The sequence below is a fragment of the Achromobacter sp. genome, from assembly GCF_050285585.1.
Lineage (GTDB): Bacteria > Pseudomonadota > Gammaproteobacteria > Burkholderiales > Burkholderiaceae_B > Achromobacter.
On sequence record NZ_JBLZXF010000016.1, the window covers coordinates 50,766 to 66,659 of the forward strand.

Here is a 15,894-nt window from a genome sequence, read left to right on the forward strand (position 1 = left end):
TGCAACGCAGGAATAGACGCAATGAAAAAGGCCCCGAAGGGCCTTTTTCATTGTCCGGACGCGGATGTCAGACCGCCGCCGTGCGACGCTCCAGCCATGCCAGGGCCTCGCCTTCCACCAGCGGCGACAGCCGCTCGAACACCGTCTTGTGGTAGTCGTTGAGCCATGCGATTTCGTCGTCGCGCAACAGCGACGGCTCGATGCAGCGCGTGTCGATCGGGCACAGCGTCAGCGTCTCGAAGCACAGGAATTCCCCCAGTTCCGAGGTCAGCCACGCGCGGTTGGCCACCAGGTTCTCGATGCGCACGCCCCAGCGGCCCGGGCGGTAGATGCCCGGTTCGTTGGAGGTGATCATGCCCGGCTCCATCGCCGTGTGCGGGCCGGGCGCGGCGCGGTAGGAAATCACCTGCGGGCCTTCGTGCACGTTCAGGAAGTAACCTACGCCGTGGCCCGTGCCATGGCCGTATTCCGCCCCGCCCTCCCAAATGGGAGCGCGCGCGATGGCGTCCAGCATGGGCGAAGGCGTGCCGCGCGGGAACGAGGCCCGCGACAGCGCGATCATGCCCTTGAGCACCAGCGTGAAGTCCACCTTCTGGTCGGCGCTGGGCGCGCCCACCGCGACCACGCGGGTGATGTCGGTGGTGCCGCCCAGGTACTGGCCGCCAGAGTCGATCAGCAACAGGCCGTCGCCTTCGATGGTTGCGTGCGATTCCTGGGTGGCGCGATAGTGCGGCATCGCGCCATTGGCGTTGAAGCCGGCGATGGTCGCGAAGCTGGGGCAGACGTAGCCGGGCCGACGCGCGCGGGCGGCGGTGATCCGATCGTCGATCGTCAGTTCGGTGATGGTTTCGGTGCCCAGCGCGCCTTCGAACCACGCGAAGAATTCACAAAGCGCCGCGCCGTCCTGGGCCATGGCCTGGCGCACATTGGCCAGCTCGGCGTCGGTCTTGCGGGACTTCAGCAGCGTGGACGGATTGATGGCCTCGACGCGCGGCACGGCCGGATCCATGGCGTGGAACACGCCGCAGGTCACGCGGGCCGGGTCGATCAGCAACTTCTGGTCCAGCTCCAACGAAGCCAGCGCATCGGCGGCCTGGGCGTAATCCGCCACTTCCACGCCGTCGGCCGCCAGGATGGCGCGCAGGGCGCCGTCGACCTTGCCGTCCGCCACGAACAGCGTGGCGTGGTCCAGGCCGACCAGCGCATGGCCGACGAACACGGGGTTGTAGTCCACGTCGGCGCCGCGCAGGTTGAAGAGCCAGGCGATGTCGTCCAGCGTGCTGATGAAATGCACGTCCGCGCCATGCCCGCGCATGGCCTCGCGCACCTGGGCCAGCTTGTCGGCGCGGGAGACGCAGGCCTCCGGCGCCACGTGATCGTAGATCGGGGCGCGCGGCAGGCCGGCACGGTCCGCCCAGATGTCTTCCAGCAGATCCTCGCGGATTTCCAGGATGGCGCCCGCGGCGGCCGCGGCCGCCGACAGCGCGCGGAAGGCGCCCAGGCCCAGCACCTGCCCGTCCACCCCGATGACCTCGCCGGCCTTGGTGTTGGCCGCAAGCCAATCGACGTGGCCCGGTGTGGACGCCAGCGCGATCTTCATCAGTTGCACGCAGGTGCCGGCCAGTTGCGCCTCGGCCTGTACCCAATAGCGGCTGTCCACCCACAGGCCGGCGAAATCGGCGGTGACCACCAAGGTGCCGACGGAACCCGTGAAGCCCGACAGCCAGCGCCTCCCCTGCCAGCGCTCGGGCAGGTATTCGGACAGGTGCGGGTCCGAAGAGGGAACGATGTAGGCGGACAGGCCGCGGCGGCTCATGGCCTGCCGCAGTCGGGCGATACGGGCGTCGGTGCTAGACATGGGGGATGGAATCCTTAGCGCAACATGAAAGACATGGCGGCCAGGCTGTTCAGCGTGCGGACGGCGGACTGCATGCTGTCCGTGGTGAACCGCAAGGTCACGCCGTCCACGCGCTCCAGCGTGGGCCACATGCAGAACAGGTCGGCCAGGGCCGAACTCTGCGTCTGCAACCGGCATTCTATAGGGGCGGGAATGCGGAAAGGAACGGCTTTTCTATCGCCGGGCCGCCCCAAGACAGAAACGCCCCCTTGGGGGGCAGCAAGCCCGCCCGGCGGGCGCGGCGCGGGGGCGTCTTCCTTCAGATTGCGCACCGCCTTTTCGGCGGCAGCGGCGATCGCTCGACGCGAGGCCGCGGGCGACAGCGTCACGCCGCTGCCCTGGCCATGCGCCACCTTGGTCTGCACCCATTCGGCGCCGGGAAAGAGATCGCGGGTTTCCGAGATGAACACATCGTCGCCGGAGCCCAGGATGACGGGCACGCCCATTTCGCCGGCCAGCGCGCCGTACAGGCCGGCCTCGCCCAGCTCCATGCCGTTGATGAACACGCGGGCGAACGCGAAGCTATTGATGGTGTGGGCCAGGATGCCGCGGCCCTGCGAGCGCGAGTGGTAGCCGATCATGATGACGGCGTCGCAGCCCTCTTCCAGCCCGCCCATCATGCCCAGGTAGCGCGGCTTGCCCAGCACCAGGCGGGCGCGCTCGTCCAGGCCGTCGGGCAGCAGGTTGCGGAACCCGCCATGCGAATCGTTGACCAGGATCTCTTCCGCGCCGCCGGCGATGGCTCCCTGCACGGCCGCGTTGGCCTCGGCGGTCATCCAGGCGCGGGCGCGCTCGTATTCGCCGTTGCCGGCGCGGACTTGTTCGGAATGGAAGACGCCGGCGACGCCTTCGATATCGGTGGAAATCAGGATCTTCATGGAATCAGCCTTCGAGAAATTCAGAATTCGGTGTCGGACAGCCACTGGCGCCACTGCGGCGCCGCGTCGCGGATCGCGGCGCGCCGGTTGCCATCGCGTCCCGTCACGCCATCGGCATGCCAGAGCGCGGAAACGATGGCCTGCTCGCAGGCCTCGGCCGCGGCTTCGAACAAGGGGTCGATGCGGGCTTCATGCAACATCGCCACCGCCGGCATGGGCTGCTCGGGCAGTTGCGGCACCGTGTAGGCCGTGGAAAACGCCAGCGCGATGTCGCCGCTGCCGTGGCCGAACACGGAGCCGGTGCGCGCCAGCCCCGCCCCCGCCCGCAGCGACAGGCGGCGCAGCTGGCGCGAATCCAGCGGCGCGTCGGTGGCCAGCAGCAGGATGATGGACCCCTTCTCGGGCGCAATGGCGGCGTTCTCGCCCGCCTGCGCCAGGCCGCGGTCCAACTGCGCCGCCAGCCGTCGGCCGAAGGGCCGGCCCGCCACGGTCAGGTTGGGCAGGCGGCCGAAGTTGGACAGCACCAGCGCCCCGACCGTGTACCGAGGCCCGGCCGGGAGGGATGCCAAGCGCGAGGCCGAGCCGATGCCGCCCTTGAAGGAAAAGCAGGACATGCCCCGGCCGGCGCCCACGGCGCCCTGCTCGAACCGCTTGCCCGCGGCGGCCAGCGCATCGGCGTAGTGCGACTCCTGGACCGCCAGCGCCTGGATGTCGTTCAGGTAGCCGTCGTTGCACTCGAAGACCAGCGGGTTGACGGTGGCCATGCCCCGGCCGATCCCCGGATTGGCGGCCACGGCGGCGCGGATCTGCGCATTGGCCACCGTGCCCACGCCAAAAGTGTTGGTCAGCGCGATGGGCGTTTCCAGCACGCCCAGCTCCTGCACCTGGACCAGCCCGGTGCTCTTGCCGAAGCCGTTCAGCACGGTGGCGGCGGCCGGGACCTTGTCCAGATAGGGGTCGCCGCCATGCGGACGCACGACGGTCACGCCGGTCTGCAACGGGCCGTCGGCCAGCGTGCGATGACCGACGGTGACCTCGCCCACGTCGCAGATCGAATCCAGCGGGCCCGGGGGCAGCACGCCGATGCGGGGAATGTCCAGCGCTTGTTTGTCCATGTTCGCTACGTGTCGCCACGCTCCTGAATGCAAAACGCCGCCGCCCTGGGTCCGGCGCGCGCTCGGCGGCGCGCGGCGGACGGAGGCGGCGGCGGAAAATTCGCCCTCCACGCCGGTCCCGGAAGGACCGGCGGCAGGATTACTTGCGGTCGATCTTGGGATCGAGCGCGTCGCGCAGGCCGTCGCCCAGCAGGTTGAACGCCAGCACGGTGAAGAAGATGGCCAGGGCCGGGAAGATCGCCACGTGCGGCGCGATCACCATGTCGGCGCGGGCCTCGTTCAGCATCGCGCCCCATTCCGGGGTGGGCGGCTGCGCGCCCATGCCCAGGAAGGACAGGCTGGCGGCCGTGATGATCGATGTGCCGATGCGCATCGTGCCGTACACCACGATCGGCGAGATCGTGCCGGGCAGGATATGGCGCATGATGATGGTCCAGTCGGAGGCGCCCACGCTCTTGACGGCCTCGACGTAGGTCATCTGCTTGATCGACAGCGTATTGCCGCGCACCAGGCGGGCGAAGGCCGGCACGCTGAACACCGCCACGGCGACGATCACGTTGACCATGCTGGAGCCCAGGATGGCGACCACGCCGATGGCCAGCAGCATGCCGGGGAAGGCCAGCAGCACATCGGAGATGCGCATGGTGATGCGCTCCCACCAACCCTGGTAGTAGCCGGCCATCAGGCCCATGAACGTGCCGACGATGGCGCCCATGGCGACCGACAGGAAGCCGGCGGCCAGCGAGATGCGCGCGCCCATCAGGATACGGCTGAAGATGTCGCGGCCCAGCGAATCCACGCCCAGCCAGTGCTTGACGGACGGCCCGGCGTTCAGGGCGTCGTAGTCGAAAAAGTTCTCGGCGTCGAACGGCACGATCCACGGCGCGAAGATTGCGACGAAGACCAGCAGCAGGACGAAGATGCCGGCGCCAACGGCGAGCTTCTGCTTCTTGAATTTGCGCCAGAACTCGGTGGCGGGCGTGCGCACGTCGTTCTTGGGAGCGGCGGCGATGGTCGCGGCGGGTGTCGTATTGCTCATGGCCGCCTCACTTGTAACGGATGCTGGGATTGATGACGCCGTAGAGCACGTCGACAATCAGGTTGATCAGGATGAATTCCAGCGAGAACAGCAGCACGAGGCCCTGGATCACCGGATAGTCGCGCTGGGTCACGGCGTCCACCAGCAGGCGGCCGAGGCCGGGCCAGTTGAACACGGTCTCGACCACGATCGAGCCGCCCAGCAGGAAGCCGAACTGCAGGCCCATCATGGTCACCACCGGGATCAGCGCATTGCGCAAGGCATGCTTGATCACCACGCGGCGCTCGGTCAGCCCCTTGGCCCTCGCGGTGCGCACGAAGTCTTCCTGGATGACCTCCACGAACGAGGCGCGGGTAAAACGGGCCATCACCGCGGCAACGGCGGCGCCGAGCGTGATGGACGGCAGTATGTAGTGTTTCCAGCTGGAGGCGCCCACGGTCGGCAACCAGCCGAGATTCACCGAGAACACCTGCATCAGCATCATCCCCAGCGCGAAGGCGGGAAACGAGATGCCGGACACCGCCAGCGTCATGCCGAGACGGTCGGGCCAGCGGTTGCGCCACACGGCCGACACGATCCCGATGATCATGCCGAATGTCACCGACCAGACCATGCTGGCAATGGTGAGCCACAGCGTGGGCATGAAGCGGTCCGCGATTTCCGTCGACACGGGGCGCTTGGTGCGCAGCGACGTGCCGAGGTCGCCTTGCAGCATGTGGCTGAAGTAGCGCACGAACTGCTGCGGCAGGGGCAGGTCCAGCCCGAGTTCCTTGCGCACGAGTTCGACGGTCGCCTGGTCGGCCTCCTGGCCGGCGGCCAGACGGGCCGGATCGCCCGGAAGCATGTGCACGAACAGGAACACGACCACCGCCACCAGTAGCAGCGTGGGGATCATGCCCAAAAGACGTTTGACGATGTAGGTCAGCATTGAAATTCCTGCGACATCGGCGGGGACACCGTGTCCCCGCCGCATGCGGCCTTACTGTGGGGCCTTCCGGCCCCGGGGGTTGCTGCTAGGTTTACTGCTTCAGGTCGATGTCGCCGAACCAGAACGAGGTGTCCGGTTCAACGTAGACGCCCGACAGATTCTTCGACTTCACGTACAGGTTGTTCTGGGTGACCAGGAAGGCCCAGGGGGCATCCTTCCAGATCGTTTCCTGGACGTTCTTGTAGATTTCCGTCTTCTTGGCGCGGTCCGTCGTGGCCAGGGCCTGCTGGATGCCGTCGTCGACCGACTTGTTCGAGTAGTACGACACGTTGTTGAGCACCGGCGGGAACGCGGCCGTGGTCAGCAGCGGACGCAGGCCCCAGTCGGCTTCGCCGGTCGAGGACGACCAGCCGGCGTAGTACATGCGGACCTTGGCGTCTTCAGGCTTCTGCACCTGCTGGACGCGTTGGACGCGCTGGCCCGATTCCAGCACTTCGACCGACACCTTGATGCCGACCTGGGCCAGTTGCTGCTGCAGGAACTGGACGACCTTCACCGAGGTGCCGTCGTTATAGGCGGACCACAGCTGGCTCTCGAAGCCGTTGGGGTAGCCGGCCTCGGCCAGCAGGGCCTTGGCCTTCTTGATGTCGTACGGCCACGGTCCCGTCTTGTGGGCGAAGTCCACGCCGGCCGGCACGACGCCGTCGACGATGGTGGCGTAGCCGGAGAAAGCGACCTTGGCCAGGGCTTCCTTGTTGATGGCGTAGTTGATGGCTTCGCGCACCTTGACGTTGTCGAACGGCTTCTGCTGCGTGTTCATCGACAGATAGCGGGCCATGATCGAATTCTTGTGGTCGACCACGTCCAGCTTGTCGTTCTTCTGCAGCACGGCGGCCTGCTCGAACGGCACCGGGAAGGCGAATTGCGCCTCGCCCGTCTGCACCACGGCGGCGCGGGTGTTGTTGTCCGTAACGGTGCGGAACGTCAGGGTATCGACCTTGGGATAGCCCTTCTTCCAGTAGCCGTCGAACTTCTTGACCTTCAGGTACTCGGCCGGTTTCCATTCGACGAATTCGAACGGGCCGGTGCCCACGGGGTGGAAGCCGATTTCCTTGCCGTACTTGGCCAGGGCGGCGGGCGAGATCATCATGGCGGCCGGGTGGGCCAGCGCGTTGATGAAGGCCGAGAACGGCTTCTTCAGCGTGATCTTGACGGTCATCGGATCGACCACTTCGGTCTTCTCGATGACGCTGAACTGGATGTAGCGCGACAGGCGGTTGTCCGGATTGGCCGGACGGTCGAAGTTGATCTTGACGGCTTCGGCGTTGAAATCGGTGCCGTCGTGGAACTTCACGCCGGGGCGCAGCTTGAACGTGTAGACCAGGCCGTCTTCGCTGACGGTGTAATCGGTGGCCAGCACCTTCTGGACCTTCAGATCCTTGTCGAATTCGAACAGGCCTTCGTAGTAGGCCTTGCCGGCCGCCTGGTTCAGGGTGCTGTTGGTGTTGTACGGATCGAGCGTTTCCAGCGCGATGGAGACGGCGAACGTCACGTCCTTGGCAGCGTGCGCCAGCGGCGAGCTGAGCATGCCGAAGGCCACCGCGGCGGCGGCCATCAGCTTGGTGGGGCGCAGAACTTTCATCATTGCAACTCCTGGTTCCGGATGGGAATTAGGGGGTTTGGTGGAAGAAAAACGGGTACAACAAAGACTCAATACGCTCCGCCGACCGGATGCCGGGCGACGAAGTGATCCGTTCCGACCTGCACCAGCGGCTGCACCACCGGTTCGTCGCCCAGCTTGCGGATCGGGCTTGGGATTTCATCGGACAACAAGGTGCGCTTCAGGTGGCGGCGCGCGGGATCGGCGATCGGCACGGCCGACATCAGCTTCTTCGTGTACGGATGCTGCGGATTCTCGAAAATGGCGCGGCGCGGGCCGATCTCGACGATCTGGCCCAGGTACATGACGGCCACGCGGTGGCTGACGCGTTCCACGACGGCCATGTCGTGCGAAATGAACAGGAACGAAATGCCCATGTCGCGCTGCAGGTCGATCAGCAGATTCACGATCTGCGCCTGGATCGACACGTCCAGCGCGGACACGGATTCGTCCGCGATCACGACCTTGGGATTCAGGGCCAGGGCGCGCGCGATGCAGATGCGCTGACGCTGGCCGCCGGAGAATTCATGCGGATAGCGCTGCGCCATTTCGGCGGGCAGGCCCACGCGCTCGAGCAGTTCGGCCACGCGGCGCTCGGCGTCGCGGCCCTTGGCCACGCCGTGCACCAGCAGCGGCTCCATGATGGAGAAGCCCACGGTCACGCGCGGATCGAGCGATGCAAAGGGATCCTGGAACACGAACTGGATGTCGCGGCGCAGGGATTGCAGCTCATTGTTCTTCAGGCGCACGATATCGCGCCCGCCAAAGCGGATCTCGCCGCCCTGGCTGTCGACCAGGCGCAGCAGCGAACGGCCCGTCGTGGACTTGCCGCAACCGGATTCGCCCACCAGCGACAGCGTTTCGCCGGGGTACAGGTCGAAGCTGACGCGCTCCACGGCGTGCACACGGCGTTGCACGCGGCTCAGGATGCCGCCGCGCAGGTCGAACCGGGTCACGAGATCGCGCACGCTCAGGATGGGCTCGCGCTTGCCCTCGGCCGCCTGCGGCGCGCTGACGGCGGGGGCTTCCTCGGGCTGGGCCTGGCCATCCACCTGCAGCAGCGGGAAACGCGCCGGCGAATCGGTGCCCTGCATCGCGCCCAGCTTCGGCACGGCCGACAGCAGCGCCTTGGTGTAGCGGTGCTGCGGCGCGGCGAACACCTGTTCCGACGGGCCTTCTTCGACCTTGTCGCCGCGGTACATGACCAGCACGCGGTCGGCCACTTCGGCCACCACGCCCATGTCGTGAGTGATGAACACCACGCCCATGTGCATTTCTTCCTGCAGCTGGCGGATCAGTTGCAGGATCTGCGCCTGAATGGTGACGTCCAGCGCGGTGGTGGGCTCGTCGGCGATCAGGAGCGCCGGTTTGCAGGCCAGCGCCATGGCGATCATGACGCGCTGGCGCATCCCGCCCGACAACTGGTGCGGATAGCGGTCCAGCACCGATTTCGCTTCCGGGATGCGCACCTGTTCCAGCATGCGCAGGGCTTCGGCGCGAGCCGAGGCTGCGTCCTTGCCCTGGTGCTGGCGGATCGATTCGGCGATCTGGTCGCCGGCCGTGAACACCGGGTTCAAGGAGGTCATCGGCTCCTGGAAAATCATGGCCATGTCCGCGCCGCGCACGTTGCGCATGACGCGCTGGCTGGACCCGGCCAGGTCGATCACGGAACCGTTGCGGCGGCGCAGCGCCATGCTGCCCTGGGCGATGCGTCCGCCGCCGTGCTCCACCAGGCGCATGAGCGCCAGCGACGTCACCGACTTGCCCGAACCCGATTCGCCCACGATGGCCAGGGTCTCGCCCCGGTCCACATGGAACGACAGATTGCGCACGGCTTCGACCGTGCGCTCGGATCCCACGAAGCGCACCGTCAGGTCGTCGACCTGGACCACGCGGTTATCGGGCAGCGCCAGGCTGCTTGCGCGATCAACCATCTTTATTCAATCCCTAAAATTAAAAAATCCCGCAACCGACCCGCCGGACCTCAGCGGTAGATCGCGGTGACCGGCTTCTCGCCGACGCGGGCATAGCCCCGGTACATGCCTTCCGTGTTGAACGGCAAGGCCACATTGCCCTGGGCGTCGACGGCCACCAGGCCGCCCTTGCCGCCGATGGTGGGCAGTTTTTCCATGACGACTCGGTCCGCCGCCGCCTCCAGCGAGGCGCCGCAGTACTCCATCTGCGCCGCCACGTCATAGGCGGCGACCATGCGGATGAACATCTCGCCGGTGCCCGTCGTGGACACCGCGCAGGTCTTGTTGCTGGCATAGGTGCCGGCGCCGATCAGCGGCGCGTCGCCCACGCGGCCGACCTGCTTGTTGGTAATGCCGCCGGTCGAGGTGGCCGCGGCCAGGTTGCCCTGGGCGTCCACCGCCACGGCGCCTACCGTGCCGAACTTCTTGTCGGCGTCCAGCGGATCCGCCGGCGCGGGCTGGCCGCGCGCGACCATCGCCTGCCCGTCGTGATCCAGCACGGCGGCTTCCGGCGTTTCGCGCTGCACGCGCAGCAGCTGTTCGCGGCGGGCCTCGGTGGAGAAGTACGAAGGATCGACCAGTTCCACGCCCTCCTGCGCGGCGAACGCCTCGGCGCCCTCGCCCACGAAGAAGACGTGCTTGCTGTTCTCCATGACCTTGCGCGCGGCGAAAACCGGATTGCGCACGCGATGCACGTTGGCGATCGCGCCCGAGCGCAGCGTGGCGCCGTCCATGATGGCGGCGTCGAGCTCGTGGGTGGCCGCGCTGGTGAACACCGCGCCGTGGCCGGCGTTGAACAGCGGACAATCCTCCAGCAGGCGGACGGCCTCGGTCACGGCGTCCAGGGCGCTGCCGCCCCGGGCCAGCACGGCCTGGCCGGCGGCCAGGATGGACTCCAGCGCGCTCAGGTATTCCTGTTCTTTTTCGGGCGACATGGCCGCGCGGGACATCGCGCCGGCGCCACCGTGAATGGCGATCACGGGTTGAATCATCGTTTACCTACTCCATGGATGAGCCACGGCATCACGGACTGGGTCACCCCAGCGGCGGCCGCGACGGAATTCTTGGCCCGATAGGCCACCGCTGCGGAAAGGGCTTCGATCAGCCCCAGCGCGGCGGTTTCGGAATTGGGACTCAGCTGGCGCGCGGAAAACGCATACAGCACCACGGAGGCCGTGGGCGCCAGCGGCGAGGTGGGCTTGTCGGTCAGCACCAGGACCGGCACGCCGGCCTGCTTGGCGGCGCCGGCCAGGGTGACGGTGTCGGCAAGATAGCGGGGAAAGCCGATGGCGATCACCAGGTCCTTGCCCGTCATGCGCGACATCTGGCGCGCCGCGTGCGATACGCCTCCCGGTCCGGCCAGCGACTCGACCGAATGCAGGTGCATGCACAGGCCGCGCTGCAGCAGGCCGGCCAGGAAACCGCTGGCGCCAAAGCCGATGATGAACACGCGCTCCGCCGCCAGGATGGCGTCCACCGCCTGCTCACAGGCGGCGGCGTCCAGCGACTGCAGATTGCGCTGCGCATTGCGAATGTCCTCTTCCAGCGTGGCGGCGAAGATCTGCACGGCGCTGGCGGAATGGGCCAGCTCGGTGCGCAGCTTTTCCACGGGCTCCAGCGCGGCCTCGAAACCGCGCGCCAGTTCGGCGCGGAATTGCGGATAGCCCGGCAGGTCCAGGGCGCGCGCGAAGCGGTTCGCGGTGGCGACCGATACCCCCACCGCCGCCGCGAACTCGTCGATGGTCATGGTCGCCACCCGGAATTGGTGCGCCAGGACGTAGTCGGCCATCTTGTGCTGGGTGCGGCTCAGCGCGGGCTGGGCCCGGGCGATCCGATCAGCGATCGTGAGTGCGGCCTTGTTCATCGAAGAGAGGGGATGTGTGTAGCTGAGGTTTGTGTAAATTCGTTTACACGCAAATTTTAGAGAAGAAAATAGATTTTCATACTAAGGGTATACCCGTGCAAAAATGTAACAACCCCCGGACAAGAAAATGGGGCCGGTCTGCGTTACGCTGATCCCCTTCCCTGTTTCCCGTTTTCCGCCATGCCCGCCTGGACCTGCAAACCGCACGCCGAACTGACGCCGACCGAGCTCTACGCCATCCTGCGGCTGCGCTCCGAAGTTTTCGTGGTCGAACAGAACTGTGTTTTCCTCGACATGGACGGCAAGGACCTGGAGGGCCAGACCGAACACCTGATGGCCAGGGAGAACGGCGCGCTGCTCGCCTACTGCCGGCTGCTGGAACCGGCCCTGAACGAAGGCAAGGCCGTCATCGGCCGCGTGATCACGGCCCCGGCCGCCCGCGGCGCGGGCCTGGGCCATGAGCTGATGCGCCGCGCCAAGGCCGAGGTGGAGCGCCTATGGCCTGGCCAGGCCGTGTACCTGGGCGCGCAGGCGCGGCTGAAGGGGTACTACGCGGGGCATGGCTTCGTGCCGGTCACCGACGAGTACATGGAAGACGGCATTCCGCACGTCGGCATGCTGCTGTCGGAATCGGCCTGACGGCGGCAGCGCCGCCGCGATCGAAAACAAAAACGCCCCTGGCGGGGCGTCGTGCGTCGCGGGATGGGCGCGGCGCGAAACTGCGGGCGAAGGCCCGCCGCCGGCCGCGCGCAGCCGGTCAGCGGCGCCGCATCACAGGCCGGAGACGTCCAGCTTGGCCAGCGTCTTGGACTGGATTTCGTCCACCGTCACGCCGGGCGCCGTTTCCAGCAGCTTCAGGCCGTTTTCGGTGACTTCCATCACGCCCAGATCGGTGATGATCAGGTTGACCACGCCCACGCCCGTGAGCGGCAGCGAGCATTCGGGCAGCAGCTTGATGTCTTCGGTGCCGTCCTTTTTCTTGGCCACGTGCTCCATCAGGACCACGACGCGACCCACGCCCGCCACCAGGTCCATGGCGCCGCCCATGCCCTTGACCATCTTGCCCGGGATCATCCAGTTGGCCAGGTCGCCCTTTTCGGAGACCTGCATCGCGCCGAGAATGGCCAGGTTGATCTTGCCGCCGCGGATCATCGCGAACGAGTCGGCCGAGGAGAAGATGGAGGATCCGGGCAGCGTCGTCACCGTCTGCTTGCCGGCGTTGATCAGGTCTGCGTCGACCTCGTCGTCGGTGGGGAACGGGCCGATGCCCAGCAGGCCGTTCTCGGATTGGAGCCACACTTCCACGCCCTTGGGCACGTGGTTGGCCACCAGGGTCGGCAAGCCGATGCCCAGGTTCACGTAAAAACCGTCTTGCAGTTCGCGCGCGGCGCGAGCCGCCATTTCATCGCGGGACCATGCCATGTCTGTTCTCCTTAGGCCGGGCGAGTGGTGCGTTGTTCGATGCGCTTTTCGGGCGTGGCGTTCAGCACGATCCGTTGCACATAGATGCCGGGCAGGTGGATCTGGTCGGGGTCCAGGCTGCCGGTTTCAACGATTTCCTCGACTTCGACCACCGTCAGCTTGCCCGCCATGGCGACGTTCGGGTTGAAGTTGCGGGCCGTCTTGCGAAACACCAGGTTGCCGCTGCGGTCGGCGATGTGCGCCTTGACCAGCGACACGTCGGGCACCAGCGAACGCTCCATCACGTACTGCTGGCCGTCGAACTCACGGATTTCCTTGCCGTCGGCCACGATCGTGCCCACGCCGGTGCGCGTGAAGAACGCCGGGATGCCCGCGCCGCCCGCGCGCAGCTTTTCGGCCAGCGTGCCCTGCGGCGTGAATTCGAGCTCGAGTTCGCCCGACAGGTACTGGCGCTCGAATTCCTTGTTCTCGCCCACGTAGGACGCGATCATCTTGCGGACCTGGCGCGTATTGAGCAGCTGGCCCAGGCCGAAGCCGTCGACGCCCGCATTGTTGCTGATGCAGGTGAGGTCCTTGACGCCCGAATCGCGCAGCGCGGCGATCAGGGCTTCGGGAATACCGCAAAGGCCGAAACCGCCCACGGCGATCATCTGACCGTCCTTGACGATGCCTGCCAGCGCCTCCTTGGCGCTTGCATAAACCTTGTCCATCGCTCCAACTCCTAGTTAAGGTCGAACTGAAGAGAGCCTGCCCCGCCGCTTGCGCGCCACCGTCCCGCGCGGGGATCGAAAAAATCGGGATAGGCCCTGTTTTTTCTATTGCTTTTGTAATCTTGCGCTAGATTTTACCGGCATGCCCGGCCAACGCACGCCCTATTTTGCCGGCATCGCGCCTTGCGGCGCGGGCGGTTCAGGCCGCGGGCCTGAACAGCGCGCCCAGCTGCGCCAGCACTTCCGGCGGCCACGGGGCGGACGCATTGGCCACATAGTCCATCCAGACTAGCACGTTGCGCCCGCGGGCATAGGGGCCTTCGGCGTCGCCGGCCTTCTCCAGCAGCAGCTCGAATTCCGCGCTGGAACGGCCGATGCGGGTGACCTTGTGCGTGACGCGCACGTTGGCGGGATAGGTCAAGGGACGCAGGAAATCGCAGGATGCGTGGGCCAGGATGGGGCCCGCGTCCGCGGGCAGCTCGAAGCCGGCTTCGTAGAGGATCTGCATCCGGGCCTCTTCCATGAGGCGGAAATACAGCGTGTTATTGAGATGGTTCAAAGCGTCCGAATCGCCCCAACGCAAAGGCAATTCCGTTTCGTGGGTATCGCCTACCGCAAGAATCCGTGCAGACAGATTGTCCGGGTTCACCAATAGCTCCTGATGGCTGAATGAAATACGAAGGCGGGCAAGGCGCCGCCTGCAATACAATCGTCGATAATACTTCCAGCCATATATGGAACACATACGGGGAGCTTTGCAAATGTCTGAACGCGAGTCGATGGAATATGACGTGGTCGTGGTTGGCGGTGGACCCGCCGGCCTGGCCACCGCAATCCGTCTTAAGCAGCTGGCCGCTGAGAAGCATCAGGAAATCGGCGTCTGCGTGCTTGAAAAAGGCGCGGAACTGGGTGCGCACATCCTGTCCGGCGCCGTCATGGACCCGCTGGCGCTGACCGAACTCATCCCCGACTGGAAGGAAAAAGGCGCGCCGCTGAACGTGCCGGTCACGCAGGACAAGTTCCTGTTCCTGTCCGAAACCGGCGCGCGCGGCACGCCCAACTGGCTGCTGCCGCCCTGTTTCCACAACGAAGGCAACTACATCGTCCGCTTGGGCGACGTCGTGAAATGGATGGGCGAGCAGGCCGAAGCGCTGGGCGTGGACATCTTCCCCGGCTTTGCCGCCGTGGAAGTCCTGTACGACGAGAACGGCGCCGTCCGCGGCGTGGCCACCGGCGACATGGGCGTGGCCCGCGACGGCAGCCACACCGACCACTACCAGCCCGGCATGGAGCTGCACGCCCGCTACACGGTGTTCGCCGAAGGCGCCCGCGGCCAGCTGGGCCGCCAGCTGATCGAACGCTACAAGCTCGATGACGGCCGCGACCCGCAGTCCTACGGCATCGGCATCAAGGAAATGTGGGAAGTGGACCCGGCCCAGTCCAAGCCCGGCCTGGTCATTCACACGGCGGGCTGGCCGCTGGATGCCGACACCTACGGCGGCTCCTTCCTCTATCACCTGGACAACAACCTGGTTGCGGTCGGCATGATCGTCGGTCTGGACTACGCCAACCCCTGGCTGTCGCCGTTCGATGAATTCCAGCGCTACAAGACGCACCCCGCCATCCGCGGCACCTTCGAAGGCGGCAAGCGCATCGCCTACGGCGCGCGCGCCATCACGGCCGGCGGCCTGCTCTCGCTGCCCAAACTGACCTTCCCCGGCGGCGTGCTGGTGGGCTGTGAGGCCGGCTTCCTCAATGCTTCCCGCATCAAGGGCAGCCACGCTGCCATCAAGTCCGGCAAGCTGGCGGCCGAAGCCACCTTCGACGCCCTGGTCGCAGACCGCCGCCAGGACGAGCTTTCGGCCTACCCGCAGGCATTCGAGGCGTCCTGGCTGCATGCCGAGCTGAACAAGGCTCGCAACTTCAAGCAGTGGTTCAAGAAGGGCCGCACCATCGCCACCGTGATGACGGGCGTCGAGCAACTGCTGTTCAAGGGCAAGATGCCCTGGACCCTGCGCCACAGCAAGCCCGACCACGCCTGCCTGCAACCGGCGTCGCAATGCGCGCGCATCGACTATCCCAAGCCCGACGGCAAGCTCACCTTCGACAAGCTCAGCTCGGTTTTCATCTCGAACACCAACCACGATGAGAACGAACCCATCCACCTGACGCTGAAGGACCCCAGCATTCCCGTGCAGGTCAACCTGGCCAAGTACGGCGGCCCCGAGTCGCGCTACTGCCCCGCGGGCGTGTACGAATTCGTCAAGGACGACCACGGCGAGGACCGCCTGCAGATCAACGCGCAGAACTGCGTGCACTGCAAGACCTGCGACATCAAGGACCCGACCCAGAATATCGTCTGGGTCGCGCCGCAAGGCGGCGAAGGTCCCGTCTACAGCGGCATGTAA

14 protein-coding genes are annotated in these 15,894 nt (G+C 66.3%); 2 read left to right on the plus strand and 12 right to left on the minus strand.

What is annotated here, in order from left to right:
- Positions 1 to 67: 67 nt before the first annotated feature.
- The 9 genes from ACN6PJ_RS19910 to ACN6PJ_RS19950 all read right to left on the minus strand — a co-directional run bounded on the left by ACN6PJ_RS19910 (position 68) and on the right by ACN6PJ_RS19950 (position 11,354).
- Positions 68 to 1,858 carry an aminopeptidase P family protein gene (locus tag ACN6PJ_RS19910; protein ID WP_427997551.1) on the minus strand — a complete coding sequence of 597 codons (1,791 nt, stop codon included), beginning with the start codon at positions 1,856 to 1,858 and terminating at the stop codon, positions 68 to 70.
- Positions 1,859 to 1,872: 14 nt separating this feature from the next.
- Positions 1,873 to 2,775, minus strand: coding sequence for a M55 family metallopeptidase (locus tag ACN6PJ_RS19915; RefSeq protein WP_427997552.1), 903 nt, complete (start codon positions 2,773 to 2,775; stop codon positions 1,873 to 1,875).
- A gap of 20 nt (positions 2,776 to 2,795) precedes the next feature.
- Positions 2,796 to 3,890, minus strand: a complete 1,095-nt coding sequence (locus tag ACN6PJ_RS19920; RefSeq protein ID WP_427997553.1) for a P1 family peptidase — start codon at positions 3,888 to 3,890, stop codon at positions 2,796 to 2,798.
- 139 nt (positions 3,891 to 4,029) lie between these two features.
- A complete protein-coding gene (gsiD, locus tag ACN6PJ_RS19925) occupies positions 4,030 to 4,929 on the minus strand; it encodes a glutathione ABC transporter permease GsiD (protein ID WP_427997554.1) in 900 nt (299 codons plus the stop codon).
- A 7-nt stretch (positions 4,930 to 4,936) separates the two neighbouring features.
- Positions 4,937 to 5,857 (minus strand): glutathione ABC transporter permease GsiC, encoded by a 921-nt coding sequence (gsiC, locus tag ACN6PJ_RS19930; RefSeq protein ID WP_043543233.1) that lies wholly within the window; start codon positions 5,855 to 5,857, stop codon positions 4,937 to 4,939.
- A gap of 91 nt (positions 5,858 to 5,948) precedes the next feature.
- Positions 5,949 to 7,502, minus strand: a complete 1,554-nt coding sequence (gsiB, locus tag ACN6PJ_RS19935) for a glutathione ABC transporter substrate-binding protein GsiB (protein WP_427997555.1) — start codon at positions 7,500 to 7,502, stop codon at positions 5,949 to 5,951.
- Positions 7,503 to 7,567: 65 nt separating this feature from the next.
- Positions 7,568 to 9,451, minus strand: a complete 1,884-nt coding sequence (locus ACN6PJ_RS19940) for a dipeptide ABC transporter ATP-binding protein (protein ID WP_427997556.1) — start codon at positions 9,449 to 9,451, stop codon at positions 7,568 to 7,570.
- 50 nt (positions 9,452 to 9,501) lie between these two features.
- Positions 9,502 to 10,482, minus strand: a complete 981-nt coding sequence (locus ACN6PJ_RS19945; protein ID WP_427997557.1) for an isoaspartyl peptidase/L-asparaginase family protein — start codon at positions 10,480 to 10,482, stop codon at positions 9,502 to 9,504.
- Positions 10,479 to 11,354, minus strand: a complete 876-nt coding sequence (locus ACN6PJ_RS19950; protein WP_427997558.1) for a MurR/RpiR family transcriptional regulator — start codon at positions 11,352 to 11,354, stop codon at positions 10,479 to 10,481. Before ACN6PJ_RS19950 ends, ACN6PJ_RS19945 begins: the two co-directional genes overlap by 4 nt.
- Positions 11,355 to 11,534: 180 nt before the next feature.
- On the opposite strand from ACN6PJ_RS19950, the gene ACN6PJ_RS19955 reads away from it, so the two are divergent.
- Positions 11,535 to 11,993 (plus strand): GNAT family N-acetyltransferase, encoded by a 459-nt coding sequence (locus tag ACN6PJ_RS19955; protein ID WP_427997559.1) that lies wholly within the window; start codon positions 11,535 to 11,537, stop codon positions 11,991 to 11,993.
- Between the two features lie 132 nt (positions 11,994 to 12,125).
- Here the strand turns inward: ACN6PJ_RS19955 and ACN6PJ_RS19960 are convergent, their stop codons facing one another.
- From ACN6PJ_RS19960 to ACN6PJ_RS19970, 3 genes are all read right to left on the minus strand, one after another.
- Positions 12,126 to 12,776, minus strand: a complete 651-nt coding sequence (locus ACN6PJ_RS19960) for a CoA transferase subunit B (protein WP_043543242.1) — start codon at positions 12,774 to 12,776, stop codon at positions 12,126 to 12,128.
- An 11-nt stretch (positions 12,777 to 12,787) separates the two neighbouring features.
- Complete coding sequence (locus ACN6PJ_RS19965) at positions 12,788 to 13,486, minus strand: CoA transferase subunit A (protein ID WP_043543243.1); 699 nt, start codon at positions 13,484 to 13,486, stop codon at positions 12,788 to 12,790.
- Positions 13,487 to 13,685: 199 nt separating this feature from the next.
- Positions 13,686 to 14,135: an acyl-CoA thioesterase gene (locus tag ACN6PJ_RS19970; RefSeq protein WP_427997560.1), complete on the minus strand. Its 450-nt coding sequence runs from the start codon at positions 14,133 to 14,135 to the stop codon at positions 13,686 to 13,688.
- A 112-nt stretch (positions 14,136 to 14,247) separates the two neighbouring features.
- On the opposite strand from ACN6PJ_RS19970, the gene ACN6PJ_RS19975 reads away from it, so the two are divergent.
- On the plus strand, positions 14,248 to 15,894 hold the full coding sequence (locus ACN6PJ_RS19975) for an electron transfer flavoprotein-ubiquinone oxidoreductase (protein WP_427997561.1): 1,647 nt from the start codon (positions 14,248 to 14,250) through the stop codon (positions 15,892 to 15,894).